Annotated in this window: 17 protein-coding genes; 12 read left to right on the top strand and 5 right to left on the bottom strand. The window is 42.7% G+C overall.

The window, feature by feature from the left end; translation table 11 throughout:
• Window positions 1–86: 86 nt before the first annotated feature.
• Window positions 87–2,168 (bottom strand): TonB-dependent hemoglobin/transferrin/lactoferrin family receptor, encoded by a 2,082-nt coding sequence (locus AABI99_RS05245; protein WP_338364125.1) that lies wholly within the window; start codon window positions 2,166–2,168, stop codon window positions 87–89.
• Between the two features lie 140 nt (window positions 2,169–2,308).
• Here AABI99_RS05245 and AABI99_RS05250 point away from each other — a divergent pair, with 140 nt between their 5' ends.
• Genes AABI99_RS05250 through AABI99_RS05265 form a run of 4 tightly spaced genes read left to right on the top strand, consistent with a single transcriptional unit; the run spans window position 2,309 to window position 5,668 of the window.
• A complete protein-coding gene (locus tag AABI99_RS05250; protein ID WP_338364127.1) occupies window positions 2,309–3,118 on the top strand; it encodes an ABC transporter substrate-binding protein in 810 nt (269 codons plus the stop codon).
• Complete coding sequence (locus AABI99_RS05255) at window positions 3,115–4,167, top strand: iron ABC transporter permease (protein WP_338364129.1); 1,053 nt, start codon at window positions 3,115–3,117, stop codon at window positions 4,165–4,167. Before AABI99_RS05250 ends, AABI99_RS05255 begins: the two co-directional genes overlap by 4 nt.
• Window positions 4,164–4,952: a heme ABC transporter ATP-binding protein gene (locus AABI99_RS05260; protein ID WP_338364130.1), complete on the top strand. Its 789-nt coding sequence runs from the start codon at window positions 4,164–4,166 to the stop codon at window positions 4,950–4,952. The genes AABI99_RS05255 and AABI99_RS05260 overlap by 4 nt, the downstream gene beginning before the upstream one ends.
• On the top strand, window positions 4,949–5,668 hold the full coding sequence (locus AABI99_RS05265) for a DUF2470 domain-containing protein (protein WP_338364131.1): 720 nt from the start codon (window positions 4,949–4,951) through the stop codon (window positions 5,666–5,668). The genes AABI99_RS05260 and AABI99_RS05265 overlap by 4 nt, the downstream gene beginning before the upstream one ends.
• Before the next feature lie 61 nt (window positions 5,669–5,729).
• Here the strand turns inward: AABI99_RS05265 and AABI99_RS05270 are convergent, their stop codons facing one another.
• On the bottom strand, window positions 5,730–6,662 hold the full coding sequence (locus AABI99_RS05270) for a ChaN family lipoprotein (protein WP_338364132.1): 933 nt from the start codon (window positions 6,660–6,662) through the stop codon (window positions 5,730–5,732).
• Between the two features lie 175 nt (window positions 6,663–6,837).
• Between AABI99_RS05270 and AABI99_RS05275 the strand changes: the two genes are divergently transcribed.
• Genes AABI99_RS05275 through AABI99_RS05295 form a run of 5 tightly spaced genes read left to right on the top strand, consistent with a single transcriptional unit; the run spans window position 6,838 to window position 8,692 of the window.
• Complete coding sequence (locus AABI99_RS05275) at window positions 6,838–7,257, top strand: hypothetical protein (RefSeq protein ID WP_338364134.1); 420 nt, start codon at window positions 6,838–6,840, stop codon at window positions 7,255–7,257.
• A 3-nt stretch (window positions 7,258–7,260) separates the two neighbouring features.
• Window positions 7,261–7,668 carry a hypothetical protein gene (locus AABI99_RS05280; RefSeq protein ID WP_338364135.1) on the top strand — a complete coding sequence of 136 codons (408 nt, stop codon included), beginning with the start codon at window positions 7,261–7,263 and terminating at the stop codon, window positions 7,666–7,668.
• Between the two features lie 13 nt (window positions 7,669–7,681).
• A complete protein-coding gene (locus AABI99_RS05285; RefSeq protein ID WP_338364137.1) occupies window positions 7,682–7,864 on the top strand; it encodes a hypothetical protein in 183 nt (60 codons plus the stop codon).
• 11 nt (window positions 7,865–7,875) lie between these two features.
• The gene (sodN, locus tag AABI99_RS05290; protein ID WP_338364139.1) at window positions 7,876–8,376 is read left to right on the top strand and encodes a superoxide dismutase, Ni; all 501 of its coding nucleotides are present in this window, start codon (window positions 7,876–7,878) and stop codon (window positions 8,374–8,376) included.
• A gap of 10 nt (window positions 8,377–8,386) precedes the next feature.
• Window positions 8,387–8,692: a S24 family peptidase gene (locus tag AABI99_RS05295; protein ID WP_338364141.1), complete on the top strand. Its 306-nt coding sequence runs from the start codon at window positions 8,387–8,389 to the stop codon at window positions 8,690–8,692.
• A 76-nt stretch (window positions 8,693–8,768) separates the two neighbouring features.
• On the opposite strand, the gene AABI99_RS05300 is transcribed toward AABI99_RS05295, so the two are convergent.
• From AABI99_RS05300 to gcvA, 3 genes are all read right to left on the bottom strand, one after another.
• Complete coding sequence (locus tag AABI99_RS05300) at window positions 8,769–9,998, bottom strand: MFS transporter (RefSeq protein ID WP_338364144.1); 1,230 nt, start codon at window positions 9,996–9,998, stop codon at window positions 8,769–8,771.
• A 57-nt stretch (window positions 9,999–10,055) separates the two neighbouring features.
• Entirely contained in the window at window positions 10,056–10,577 is a 522-nt protein-coding gene (locus AABI99_RS05305) for a carboxymuconolactone decarboxylase family protein (RefSeq protein ID WP_338364146.1), read from the bottom strand.
• 155 nt (window positions 10,578–10,732) lie between these two features.
• On the bottom strand, window positions 10,733–11,662 hold the full coding sequence (gene gcvA, locus AABI99_RS05310) for a transcriptional regulator GcvA (protein ID WP_338364147.1): 930 nt from the start codon (window positions 11,660–11,662) through the stop codon (window positions 10,733–10,735).
• 169 nt (window positions 11,663–11,831) lie between these two features.
• Between gcvA and AABI99_RS05315 the strand changes: the two genes are divergently transcribed.
• From AABI99_RS05315 to AABI99_RS05325, 3 genes are all read left to right on the top strand, one after another.
• A complete protein-coding gene (locus tag AABI99_RS05315) occupies window positions 11,832–12,605 on the top strand; it encodes an SDR family oxidoreductase (RefSeq protein WP_338364149.1) in 774 nt (257 codons plus the stop codon).
• Window positions 12,606–12,667: 62 nt separating this feature from the next.
• Entirely contained in the window at window positions 12,668–12,949 is a 282-nt protein-coding gene (locus AABI99_RS05320; RefSeq protein ID WP_338364151.1) for a hypothetical protein, read from the top strand.
• A gap of 30 nt (window positions 12,950–12,979) precedes the next feature.
• Window positions 12,980–13,324 carry a carboxymuconolactone decarboxylase family protein gene (locus tag AABI99_RS05325; RefSeq protein ID WP_338364153.1) on the top strand — a complete coding sequence of 115 codons (345 nt, stop codon included), beginning with the start codon at window positions 12,980–12,982 and terminating at the stop codon, window positions 13,322–13,324.
• The last annotated feature ends 16 nt before the right edge of the window (window positions 13,325–13,340 follow it).

A 13,340-nucleotide genomic window follows, 5' to 3' on the forward strand; every position in this document is an offset into this window, starting at 1 on the left:
ATGGGTGTCATTTTAAAATAAATAACAAGCGCTGCAGCTTCATGCAGCATACAGTGCTTGTTGGCATGTAATGCGTTAAACGCTAATTAAAACTCATAACTTATTTTGGCTGAGAAGTTACGTCCTGGTTGGGTGTATTGGCTAAAATCAGCACTTGCCGATTGCCCTGCAATTAGCTCAAAAGGAACATATTCTTTATCAAGCAAGTTAAGTACACCTACATTTAGCTGCCACGCCTGCCATTCGTAGTTTGCATATAAATCAACAACGCCGTAACCATGTCCTTGGGTGGTTTTGTCACCATTTGTATCAAGTACCACATCCGATTGCGATTTAGCTAAACGCCACGCAGCGGTCCAGTTAACATTGCCAAGCTCCGTGCTTAACAATACCGAGCCGTTTAGCGGGCTAATACTGGTAAGTGGCTGATCGGTTTCTTTATTTTCACCATCAACATAGGCCACATTTGCTTCCAGTAGTATATTTTCAGCGACATACATGGCAACTGCGGCTTCAACGCCGCTTATTTGGGTTTCACTAATGTTTTGATACTGAAACAAGGTTTTGTTTACGCCAGGAATATATGTTGGCTCAACACCCACTACGGCTGTTTCTATAAAGTCATCGTATGCTGCATAAAAAGCACTTAAATTTACGCTAATATCGCTGCTGGCGTATCTTAGCCCAAGCTCAAATGAGTCGCTGCTTTCAGGGTCTAAATCGGCGTTTGGTAATATTTGATAAAACGGCTCAACGCCGTGGCTTTGATAGGCTTGGTCGTGTGGTGGTATTTTAAAGCCTCGTACGTATTGCCCGTACCAAGATAAATTATCGTCAACTTGATATATAACACCTAGTTTAGGCGAAAAAGCCGATTCGGTAATATCATCAAGCTGCGCATCGGCGTATAGCTCATCACTTTTAGCCTCAAGGGTGTAGTAATCATATCGCACACCTGCAATAACCGACCAAGCACTGTTTTTAAAAGAAATACTGTCTTGTACGTAGGCACCCATTAAAGAGGTATCTGCCCCTGGGAATGCTTCTTGTTTTTGGTCTGTAAAATCAACCGTGCCATCGGCTAAAACACGGGTTTTAAAACGTGGGCGGGTGGTGTCGTATAAGTCTACATCAACCCCATATACCACTTCGTGTTCGGTAGTTTCTCCTTTTAGCCCTTTATTAAATACCGCTTTTAAACCTAAAATATTTTGCTCAAAACGATAGTCGTTATAATCGGTGTAGGTGCTTGCATCACTAACTTGGTCGCTTTGTTGCTCGTAACTGCTGTAAGACACTTGCCCGTGCCATTTATCAAACGCAGCGGTTGCTACCTGCGAATGATAATCGAGCGCCAGCGACCAATTAGTGTCGTCTTCTTCTGTTTCTTGAACGGCGGGAGTAATAACTTGCTCAGTTGTTTGATTAAAGTAATCGAGGGTGTATTTAAGTGTGCGCTTTTCATCCAGCTGTTGCTCAAGTTTAACTAATAAAGCGTCCGATTTCGCATCGTAGCCAGGTAAGTTCTCGTCATAGTTTTGTACTTCTTCGCTGTCGCGGTGGCTATAAACCGCGCTTACTGCAAAATCGGCTAAGTCTTTTGCTGCGGTAATATCACCGGCAACTTGATTGCTTTGACCTTGATACCCCAGCGCCATTTTTAAAAAGCTGCTGTTATCTTTTAAATAATCACTAGGGTCTTTAGTGGTTATAACCACAATACCACCCAGCGCATCAGAGCCATACAAAGACGATGCAGCACCTTTGGCTACTTCTACTTGTTTTACGCCTGCAACATCAAAGTAATTGCGGCCAACTAAATAGCCCCCTCCGCCTGCGTAACCGTCGTTAGTGCGTCGGCCATCTTTTATAAATACAACACGATTACCACCAACGCCACGTACAGTCAGTGTTTGCGCGCCTGCACCACTACCAGTAGTTGCAATGCTAGGATCGTATTTAAACATAGTTTGTAAATCTACTGCTAGCTGGCGTTCTATGTCTTGCTCGGTAATAACCGATACAGAGCCTGTTACATCTTCAAGCTTTTGTTCAAAGCGCGAGCCACTTACAACAATGTGATCTTCAATAATTTCTTCAGCAAGGCTTGTGCCTGAGCCAATTAATAAAGTTGCTAAAGCAGTAAATTTAAATGCAGAGGGGTTCATTTTAACTCCAAATGATAATAGTTATTATTTACACCAAGAATGTTACAACTAAGTCAAAATAAGATCAATTAATTATGATAATCATTTTCATTTAGATTTATTTAATTATAATAGCCAAAAAATAAAAACCGGAGTATGTAATGAAATACCTATTTATAGTGTTTGCTTTAATGGCTCAACCTACGTTTTCACAAGAGCGTGTTATTAGCGCAGGCGGCACCCTAACTGAAATAATTTATGCGCTAGGCAAACAAAATATTCTTGTTGCTGTTGATCAATCTAGCATCTACCCGCAGCAAGCTACGCAATTACCACAAGTAGGTTATTACCGCGATTTAGCAGCAGAAGGCGTACTTTCTATACGCCCAACTACCTTATTAGCACTTGAAGGCGCAGGGCGAAGCCAAGCACTTAAGCAAATTGAGGCAACAGGGGTTAAGCTCATCCATTATAAAAAACCGACCTCAGTTAACGAGCTACTTGCGCTAATTAAACGCTTAGGTGACGATTTAAACGCCAAACAAGAAGCACAGTCACTTATCACTCAAATTACAAACTCGCTGCCTGAAAAAGCAAAACAGCAAACGCATAGTGCACTATTTTTACTCTCCGCTAATGAGCGCGGGCTTGTTGCTGCAGGGCAAGAAACCGTGCCTAATTTATTATTTAGCTACGCAGGCATTACCAATATAGGCGCTACGCAATCAGGCTTTAAAGCAATTAACCGCGAGATGCTAGCTGTAAATCAGCCCGACTTTTTAGTCGCGCCAACGCATGTTGTAAATAGCCTTGGTGGTAAGCAGGCTTTTTGTAAGCAACCTTCATTGCGTTTATTAAAAGCCGCGCAAAACTGTAACTTACTTGTAATGGATAGCCTGCTCTCGCTTGGCATGTCGCCGCGTATTGCCAAGGCAATTAATGAGCTTAGCGAGTATAAAACACGCTTATGAGCACCCAAACATTAAGCAGCTTTAAACCTGTAACACTTAGCCATGCTCATAAATGGATGCTATTAGCCTGTGTGTGTATCTTTGCTTTAGCGCTACTTAGCATAGGGTATGGGCCTGCAGGCTGGGATTGGCGCTTAGCCGTTGCATGGCTTGCACCTGAGAGTTTTAGTCAGTTTGATGCGCTACAAATTAATGTGGTTATGCAAATTCGTTTGCCACGTTTTATGCTTGCTGTGCTTGTAGGGTTGGTGCTTGCCCAAACAGGCGCCTCAACACAAGCGCTGTGCCGAAACCCATTGGCCGACCCATCTATTATTGGCATTAGTGCGGGTGCGGCCATGGTTGCCGTTGCCTTTATTGCATTGAGCGCACAGCTAAATTTTAATGCTCAGCTTTATTTACCTTATGCCTCGTTTTTGGGGGCGCTTGGGGTAACCTCGCTGGTATATTTTATTGCTAAGCAACAAGGGCAAATTAATATCACCACACTTATATTAGTGGGGGTGGCTATTAACGCATTGGCATTTGCGGTTATTGGGCTATTGAGCTTTTTTGCCGACGACAGCGCTTTGCGGTTAATTAATTACTGGACTATGGGCTCATTAGCTGGAGCAAGCTGGGACACTATTGTACAAGCTGCACCATTGCTACTTATTAGCCTTATTGGCTTGTGGCGTTTAAAAGAGCCCATGAACCTACTACTTATTGGCGAATCCCAAGCTCAGTACCTAGGGGTAGACACCAATAAACTTAAGTTATACGTAATTATACTTGTAGCATTAGGGGTAGGTGCGGTGGTGGCGCTTACTGGCTTAATCGGGTTTATTGGCTTGGTAGTCCCGCATATTGCCCGCTTAATGGTAGGGCCGCATTTACGTAATATGCTGCCGCTTTGTATGCTAATTGGCGTAGTGGTATTGCTACTTTCTGACTGGTTAGCACGCATTTTAATTATGCCAGCAGAGCTACCCATTGGTATTATTACCGCACTGTTGGGAGCGCCATTGTTTATTTATTTAATTGTTAAAAGTAAGCGAGGTTGGTCATGATCACGTTTAACAATCTCAGCGTTGGTTTTGGCAGTCATAGCGTTTTAAACGCTATTAACGGCAGCGCTAAGCCAGGGCAACTAGTCGCATTACTTGGTGAAAATGGCGCAGGTAAGTCTACTTTGCTGCATACCTTAGCGGGTATGCACCCCTTTACCGGTAATGTGCTTTTTAATAACAAGCCGCTGGCCACTCACCCTAAAAAAAGCCTAGCCACACAGCGCGCAGTAATGATGCAAGCAAATCACGTAGGGTTTGATTTTACTGTATTTGAGCTTATTGCTATGGGCCGCTACCCATACGTAGAGTCGTTAAAAATGCAAAGCGAAAAAATACATAAATACGCCGCTATTATGGATTTAAGCCATTATTTAACTCGCCGCGTAAGTGCGCTTTCGGGCGGCGAGCAACAACGTGTGCATATGGCGCGCACTTTAGCGCAGCTAAACGCCTTTACACATTCGGCAGAGCCAAAACTAATACTGCTCGACGAACCAACATCAGCGCTTGATATGCGCCATCAGCATGCTTTGCTCAGCTGCGTTAAAGCATTTGTAGAGCAGGGCAACAGCGCTATTATTGCAATACACGATCTAAATTTGGCCAGCCTGTATGCAACCGATGCGATTTTACTGCACAACAAAAAAGTGCTGCAAAGTGGGCCAATCAACACTGTACTAACTGAACAAAACTTACAACAAATGTACGCCATGAAACTGCACGTAAACCCACACCCTTATAACGATGCACCCATGGTTTTTTCTCAACGTCAGGAGTTTTTATGAGAGAGCAAGCGTTAAACGATGCGCGTACCTTGGTTTACAAAACCAATGCCGGTGTCATGTCGACCATTTCTAATAATTTACGCGGCTACCCGTTTGGCTCAGTTACCCCCTATATGTGCGACGAACAAGGCCGTATATACTTTTTTATTAGCGATATAGCCCAGCACACTAAAAACTTAAAGCACGACTCCCGTATGAGCCTTACTATATTTGACGCCGCCGACAGTGGTGATCAAAACGAGTACGGGCGAGTAACGCTTGTAGGCGATGGCTTTGTTGTGCCAAGCGAGCAAGCACACACCTTACTTAATAACTATGTTGCCCTATACCCCGAAGCCGCTAGCTATCGCAATGCACACGACTTTCAATTATGGCAATTAGACGTAGTACGCGTGCGCTACATTGGCGGCTTTGGCAAAATATTTTGGCTTGAGCAAAACGAATGGCAAGGCGAGGCAAAAGGCTGGGACGAAAGCCAGCAGCAAAGCATGATTAACCACATGAACGACGATCATCAAGATGCTATGTCGCTTATATTAATGCAGCACTACAAGGTTGCTGATAACACCCCAATAATGAGCGGCTTATTACCCACAGGCTTTTATATTCAAAGCCAAAAGCGTAATTACTTTATTAACTTTAAAACACAGTGCAACAGCCCGTTAGAGGTTCGTAAAGCGTTGGTTGCACTCACTAATCAAGCCCGCTATAACTAAAGATATGACGACATAGTTAACCTGAGCCCTGGTTAAAAGATTCACTAACTATGTCGTTATTTTATAAGCAAACTGTTTGCTCGCCGCGTTTAGCTAACGCTTTAAAAGCGGCTTGTTGATGCTGTTTTTGCACATAACGAGGTGGCAAAGCGTTAACCTGCAACTGATACCCACTTTGATTAGTTTGCACACGTGTTACCGGCGATATCCAAACAACATTAAGCGATGGTGCTAACCGCTTAATAACGCGCGCTATACCTTCACCATTTTTTACATGAAAATCGCCGGCTATATGCATTACCTGCGCACCGTTATGATTATTTAAATAGTTAACAATAGACTCAGCCATGGTTTCATCCCAGGTAACTTGCGCAGCATAATAGTTTTCGTTTTGACTGGGCGAGCCGTGGTGCATTGATGCCATAAAGCGTTGTTTATAATCACTCGGAGAGGTATCAATAGTGCTGGCAATATAACTTTGCTGTGTTTCATCAAGTTTATTTAAGTAACTTACCCCTTGCCTGCCTATACAGGTAACTATATTTTTAGGGGCATTTGCTGCTATTACATCGCTATTGTTCGCTTTAGCCAGCTCTATAATTGGCCGATAATCGCTTTTGTAATTGGGCCACGCTTGGGTATTGTCAATTAAATATTGCTCGCCAATTTCCCCTTTAACGTACTGGTTTAAAATAGGCTGATCGGCACGGCTAAATTGCTCAAGCGACAGGGCAGTGCGTTTATTACTTTTGCTTAATTGCTCAAATAACTTTGCCTGAAATAAATGCACACCGGGGTGAGTATGCCACTCACCCACTAAAACTACATCGGCATTTAAAAGTGTTTGCTCTAATGATACAGACCCAACAGGCTTTGCTTGTGCATTGTAAAGTGCTGAATAATATAACGATGAGCTTTTATCGGGCAGCATCGTAGTTGTGCTACAGCCGCTCATACACGTCACTAACACCAAAGTTAACATAGACTTTTTCATACACACCTTTAAAACCGATTAATACAAATAATTATCAATATCATATATTTATAACACCCATTAAGCCACCCAGCAAAACACAAAAACCAACCAACGCAAATAAAAACAATTATCATTTGATCTATTTGTATTTCTGCTTTACAGTTTTAGCAAGTAAATAAATGAGGAACATAGTATGGCTTTGCCATTTTTATGCGCTAGGCATAAGCAACATGTTTTGTGCCAACCAGAACAAGCACTTATAGATATTGAAACTGCACAATTAAGTGGTGAGGCATTATTTAAACAAGCCCAGTTTGCACAGGCGTTACCGCATTTAGGGAGTGCACTAGAAAGCGTTACATTACTAACGCAAATGCATAATTACGCCGATAAAACGCAGCTTATCCAAATAACCTCACTCACTGAGCGCCTGTATGCCACGCTGTATTTTTTAGGCGAAAAACACGCAGCTCATAATGCCCTAGCGCAATCAATTAGCCTGCTATACGACCTTTTTTATTGTGACGACAAACTCAGTGACTTTGTATTTGCGTGTATTGCGCAGCTTAAAAAGCTCGCATTACAACACCCACAACACCTTACAGAGCACTAATATATGCACACTTTAAGCGAGTACCAGCAGTGGCAAAGCGATACAAAAGCAGGTAACGAATGCTTTAACAGTAGCAAAATTAAAAGTGCTAAAAGCCACTACCATGTTGCTTTATCGTTATCTAATACCTTGTTAAGCGCACACCCAACAGATAAAGCCGCTGTATGTGCTATGTTGGTCGCCCATCATAATTTAGCAGCGTTACTCGCACAGCAAACGCAATGCGACTCAGCCTACAGTTTATTAAAACAAGCCCAACAGCGCCGAGAAAAACAGCTTAGCTATAACCATAAGCACAACGACTTATCGACTTTATTGTGGGGGCTGAGCAAAAACCGCAGTGAGCTTATGGTGTTTGTTAAAACGCATTCATTTACACCCATCTCGTTTGCACCACAGAGTCTTAATTAAAGGAGATAAACAATTGAAAAACTTACTCGTTATTTTTATAGCTATGGTGAGCCTACCGCTTTTTGCCCACGAAGGTCATGACCACGCGCATTGGTCTGCTGCGTACTTACACCTACTGTTTTATGGCGCCATTATAGCCGTAGTAGCCGCATTTTCGTTTTCGTTTTACAAACGCACCAAGCGCAAAAAATCATAAGGAAATGCAGCATGCTTTACTCATTTATTAACAGCCTAGATAAACTTTTAAAATTTAAAAGTGCTGCAGCGCATTGCGATATTCCTTGCAAAATATACGACCCAAGCACGGCACAAATTGCAGCATTAAGTGTAATTAGATTTATAGATATTATTAACGAATTAGAACAACCGCTATCAGTGGCAAATAGCGCACAACTTGCGCGGTTAGTACGCGAAAAAGAAATTCATGCAGCTAAAGTAAAAGAAGAAGTACGCGTAATTTGGGGCGATTACTTTAAACAGCCTCAGTTTGATCAGTTCCCAGATACGCATGCATTAGTGCATTCAATTATGCTTACTGCATCAAAGTGTAAACAGCATATAGAGCGCGAACACGCTGAACAATTACTCGCGCTAGTCAATCAATTTGCAGACTCATTTTGGCAAACCAAAGGCATTGCAACCTATCAAGCAAAAAGCCCATACCCGCCAAGCGAGCTCGTGGTCTACCCAGACCTAAAAAGCGCCTAGCTCTCACGTTGTGTTAAAGTGCAACATAAGCAAAGTAAGGGGGCAGAGTATGTCTCCTACTTTTTTTGATTTAGATTATGTGCTAAGTATGTGCTGGCCAAATATAAACTACAAACTGGGTGATGTTGTACTAGTAGAGCACCCAAAATATGGCCGCATCATCAAACGTATTTGCCATATAGGATTGCATAATACCTACTTATTAAGCGGCGACCATGTCAGTAGCACCAGTACTAAAGAGCTTGGTTTAATCAAGCAAAGAAATATTTTAGGCCGCGTTATATTTCATATAAAACAGCCGCGCCACAAAAAATAAAAGTAAGGCTACTTTGCCAGCAGCTTAAAAAACTTTAGCTTGCTAATATAAGCAGCTTGTAGGGCGGTTAATGTGTTTAAGCTTGCTTGCTAAAATTGGCTTGGTATTTTTTGGTTAATACCAAAACAATAACGGCCAGTAATAAAGGGACAAACGATGCCCATAAAACGGTGTGCCAACCGTAAGCACTTAATAACCCACCTGATGAAAAAGAGCCTACCGCCATTAAGCCAAACACAATAAAATCACTAAACGATTGGGCACGGTTTTTTTCTTCTGGCTTGTGCGTTTCGAGCACTAATGCTGATGCCCCTAAAAAGCCAAAGTTCCAACCTATGCCTAACAAAATTAACAGCGTGTAAAAGTGATATACACCTTCACCTAAAAAGCCTATAACTGCTGAAATTGCAGTTAAAATAATACCAAAAACAGAAATACGAGCAGCGCCAAAACGTGCAATGAGTTTGCCAGTAAAAAAGCTAGGTGCATACATAGCAATAACATGCCACTGCATTCCTAAGTTTGCTGACTCTTGGCTATGTCCGTGCATATGCATTGCCAGAGGTGCCGATGTCATTAAAAAGTTCATCACCATATACGATGCTGCACCACAAATAACCGCGCTTATAAATCGTGGTTGCAAAGCAATTGTGCTCAACGGTCTTCCTGAATATACTTGATTTGCTAAAGGCTTAGCCAATTTAACGCCAAACAAAATAACACCTGCAAGAGCCGCGACAATGGCTTGCGCTATAAATGTGGCAGCAAACATTTTGTCTGACCACAGGTGCATGGTATGCGTAACTAACTGCGAGCCAATAACACCTGCAGCTACGCCACCTGCCATTACCATAGAAAGCGCTTGCGGGCGTTTATTTTCGGGCACGCCATCGGTTGCAGCAAACCGAAATGATAAGGCCACTGCCGAATAAGCGCCGCCTAATAGCGCAGATAAACAGTACAGCCAAAAGCTGTCTATATACAACGCTATAGCCGCTAATAGTCCGGTTAAAACACCGGCGCCAGTGCCAGCCATAAAGGCTGCACGGCGGCCATATTTTCGTGCTAATTCACCGGCGGGTAAAACACACAACGCCATGCCCAAAACAAAAATAGAAACAGGTAAAGTGGCTAAAAGTGCAGTAGGAGCAAGCAAGCTGCCCACTACCGCACCTGTTGCGTATAGCACAACGCTATTAGCCCCAGAAAGTGCCTGGGCTAACATTAAACGCCATAAGTTAGCTGTTTGAACTTGAGGATCGCTCGGCTCAAGCCTATCTGAGTCTATAGCGTTTAATTTTTGCATGATTTCACTTTCCTAAAAATATTCAAGGGGCTTAAAAGCGATTTATGGTTGAAGTATTTAAATGTCTAACGCCACTAAAAAGCGCGATACCATGTTATAAGCAGCCACAGTTGCTACCGCTTCTACAGTTTGCGTTTCGCCAAATAGTGCTTTTAAACGTTCAATCACGTCGCCATCAACATTTACTTTAGTGGTTGACTGCTCAGTAAGTTCAAGCAAAGCCAGCTCCTGCTCAGAGAATAACGCAGCATTTACTACCACGCTTTTAAGTGCAGTGGCTTTTTCATCGCTACCGCCAGCTTGTATGTATGCAGGGTAGTGCACATTCCACTCAAAATCGGCTTTGTTTAATACCGCCACACGCAGCATAATAAGTTCGCGGTACTCAAGCGATAAGCCAAAGTTTGCTCTAACGCGCCCTAGCAACTCATTCCAGCCTTTAGCTAAAGGAAAGCTTTTTAGTAATACTCTATCTATGCCTATTAGTTCACCGTTTGGACGACGACCTTGCATTTCGGCTAGTAGTTCGGCTGGGACTTGCTCGCCATCTTGCCATGGCGATACTCTTACTTGTGACATAATATTTACTCCTAATTAAACGCCACTTTAGTCATTAAAGTGGCTAACTTGGAGCAAAAGCTTACGGGGAATGAACGAGGTTAACCACAGAGATTATCTTTTACTATGGTAAATATTTTCTTTACTGCTGTATGTTATAAAAGTACTCCTGAGCTTTAATCTCTTTTAGCCCGCGGGTTTTCTACCTCTTTAAATAGCCATTCTTTAAATGCCTGTATTCTTGGCAGCTCAGCACATTCGAGGCGGTAAATAACGTAATACGCCAAAGGCGATTCAAAATAAATATCAGGGAATAACCTAACCAATCGCCCTGCGGCTAAGTCATCTTTAGCCATAACACTGCGTGCTAACGCCACGCCGTGACCATCAATAGCTGATTGCAATACAGCCGCTGAGTTATTTATTTGAATGCTTTTAGTAGTTAAGGGGCCTGTTACTCCGGCTTTTTTTAACCACGCCGACCAAGACGGAAAACCCGTATGATCGTCCATTGATTGATCGTGTATTAGGGTTTCGTTCAATAGTTTATCTAGGGTGTTTAAGCGATTTGAGTCTTGTAAAAACTTAGGTGAGCATACCGGGTATACCTCTTCATCCATTAGTTTCTCTGCACTCAAGCCTTGCCAAGTGCCTGTACCAAAGCGTATGCCTATATCTATACGCTGCTCAGTAAAATCAACAGGTTTTAAATTAGTGTTTAAATTTACACTGGTTTGCGCACATATTTCTTGAAAAAAATGCAACCTAGGTAATAACCATTTAGCGGCAAATGCAGGGCTTACTGCAACCGTTAACGCACCGCTTACGGCGTTGTCTTTTAAAATGTCTAGCCCTTGGGCAAGTTTATCAAACCCTTCGCGTATTAATGGCAGGGCACTTTGCGCGGTTTCGGTCGTTATTAGCCGTGTTTTACCTGAGCTCATTCTATGAAACAGCGGCGTGTCGAGCCACTCTTCTAATGTTTTTACCAACTGCCCAACGGCTGCTGGGGTTACGTTTAGCTCATCAGCTGCCGCTGAAAAGCTTTGGTGCCTTGCGCTTGCTTCAAACGCTTTTAATGCATTGAGATGTATAGGTGATTTCATACGGTAAACTTTTTCTTTATTGATGACTCAGATTATCTCGTTTGTTAAAGCAAGTAAATAAGTAAAAAATACCTCCCAAGCCAAACAGCAAGTTACTTGCTATTAGGCAACCCAAAACTTTTTATTTATATAACAAATACGGCACATAGTGGCGCTTGGAGAAATAATCATGACTAAGCAATTTTTAGGTAAGAAATTACTCGTTATTGGTGGTACTAGCGGAATGGGTTTTGACACGGCTCGATTAATTTTAGAGCAAGGCGGCCACGCTGTTATTGTTGGCCACCGTAAAGAAAAAGCCCAAGCAGCAAAAGAGCAGTTATCAGCTTTAGGCACTGTTGAGGTGTTAACCACTGATTTAACCAGCGACAAAGGCGTGCAAAACTTAATTAACACACTTTCACAAGACCACGCGGACGTCGATTTACTGGTAAATGCGGCCGGCGTGTTTTTCCCTAAACCATTTTTAGAGCACGAAGCGACTGATTACGATCAATACATGCAAATTAACCGCGCGTTGTTTTTTATTACACAAAAAGTAGCCGCTAATTTAGTGGCAGCAAAACGCGCAGGCGCCATTGTAAATGTGGGCTCTATGTGGGGTAAGCAAGCTATTGGTGCTACACCATCGTCAGCGTATTCAATGGCTAAAGCAGGCTTACATGCGCTAACGCAACATTTAGCAATGGAATTAGCAGCGCACAACATTCGCGTTAATGCAGTATCGCCAGCGGTTGTACAAACGCCAATTTACGAAGGTTTTATTCCTAAAGCACAAGTAAACGATGCCCTACAAGGCTTTAACAGCTTTCACCCAATTGGCCGTGTAGGCACAAGTGAAGATGTCGCTAACACCATTGCGTTTTTACTCAGCGACAAAGCCGCTTGGGTCACAGGTGCAGTATGGGATGTTGACGGCGGCGTAATGGCAGGTCGTAACTAAATACTGTAAACGCTAATGGGCTAAAGCAGCCCATAACTAAATTTAATCACTGGAGAAAAAATATGGTTTATTTACAAATTACATTAAGTGTTGACCACGGTAATAGAAAAGCAGCAACAGAGGTTTTTAATACCTACAAAGCCCCATTTTTAGACACGGTAAGAGGCGCAGTTTCAAAAGAGCTATTAGCGCGTGATGAAGATGTACAGGTACTTCACGGCTTTGAAACTATTGAGCACGCTCATGAGTACTTAGAAAGCGATTTATTTAATGCCGATGTAGTTACCGCGCTCGCGCCACTACTTACTAATGAACCAGAAGTTCGCATTTACTGCGTAGCTTAGTAAAAATTTAAGATAGGGGAGTAAACAAAAATGTCACAAGATTGGAACGCGTACCGCAGCGAAGTAATGAGCACTGTAGGTGCTTTTGCAAAGCAAAGCCCAGATACCCTAAGCGGACTAATGACAATGGATGGCGCTGGCGAAAAAACAGGTCACTTAACGCCTAAATTACATGAGCTAATAGCGCTCGCTGTTGCAGTAACAACACGTTGTGATGGGTGTATTGCGATGCACACTAAAAAAGCGGTTGAGCACGGCGCAACAATTGGTGAAATATCTGAAGCGTTAGGCGTTGCTGTAGCCTTAAATGCAGGTGCTGCGCTAACTTACAGTGCACGAGTACTTGACGCTCACGCACAATTACAAAACGCTTAATAAGCGTAAATTTATA

Origin of the sequence: uncultured Pseudoalteromonas sp. (assembly GCF_963922945.1) — a bacterium.
GTDB lineage: Bacteria > Pseudomonadota > Gammaproteobacteria > Enterobacterales > Alteromonadaceae > Pseudoalteromonas.

What these genes read in the sequence shown, in the direction of transcription:
- AABI99_RS05245 (WP_338364125.1), bottom strand. Translation starts at nt 2,168, where the DNA reads ATGAACCCCTCTGCATTTAAATTTACTGCTTTAGCAACTTTATTAATT.
- AABI99_RS05250 (WP_338364127.1), top strand. Translation starts at nt 2,309, where the DNA reads ATGAAATACCTATTTATAGTGTTTGCTTTAATGGCTCAACCTACGTTT.
- AABI99_RS05255 (WP_338364129.1), top strand. Translation starts at nt 3,115, where the DNA reads ATGAGCACCCAAACATTAAGCAGCTTTAAACCTGTAACACTTAGCCAT.
- AABI99_RS05260 (WP_338364130.1), top strand. Translation starts at nt 4,164, where the DNA reads ATGATCACGTTTAACAATCTCAGCGTTGGTTTTGGCAGTCATAGCGTT.
- AABI99_RS05265 (WP_338364131.1), top strand. Translation starts at nt 4,949, where the DNA reads ATGAGAGAGCAAGCGTTAAACGATGCGCGTACCTTGGTTTACAAAACC.
- AABI99_RS05270 (WP_338364132.1), bottom strand. Translation starts at nt 6,662, where the DNA reads ATGAAAAAGTCTATGTTAACTTTGGTGTTAGTGACGTGTATGAGCGGC.
- AABI99_RS05275 (WP_338364134.1), top strand. Translation starts at nt 6,838, where the DNA reads ATGGCTTTGCCATTTTTATGCGCTAGGCATAAGCAACATGTTTTGTGC.
- AABI99_RS05280 (WP_338364135.1), top strand. Translation starts at nt 7,261, where the DNA reads ATGCACACTTTAAGCGAGTACCAGCAGTGGCAAAGCGATACAAAAGCA.
- sodN (WP_338364139.1), top strand. Translation starts at nt 7,876, where the DNA reads ATGCTTTACTCATTTATTAACAGCCTAGATAAACTTTTAAAATTTAAA.
- AABI99_RS05300 (WP_338364144.1), bottom strand. Translation starts at nt 9,998, where the DNA reads ATGCAAAAATTAAACGCTATAGACTCAGATAGGCTTGAGCCGAGCGAT.
- AABI99_RS05305 (WP_338364146.1), bottom strand. Translation starts at nt 10,577, where the DNA reads ATGTCACAAGTAAGAGTATCGCCATGGCAAGATGGCGAGCAAGTCCCA.
- gcvA (WP_338364147.1), bottom strand. Translation starts at nt 11,662, where the DNA reads ATGAAATCACCTATACATCTCAATGCATTAAAAGCGTTTGAAGCAAGC.
- AABI99_RS05315 (WP_338364149.1), top strand. Translation starts at nt 11,832, where the DNA reads ATGACTAAGCAATTTTTAGGTAAGAAATTACTCGTTATTGGTGGTACT.
- AABI99_RS05320 (WP_338364151.1), top strand. Translation starts at nt 12,668, where the DNA reads ATGGTTTATTTACAAATTACATTAAGTGTTGACCACGGTAATAGAAAA.
- AABI99_RS05325 (WP_338364153.1), top strand. Translation starts at nt 12,980, where the DNA reads ATGTCACAAGATTGGAACGCGTACCGCAGCGAAGTAATGAGCACTGTA.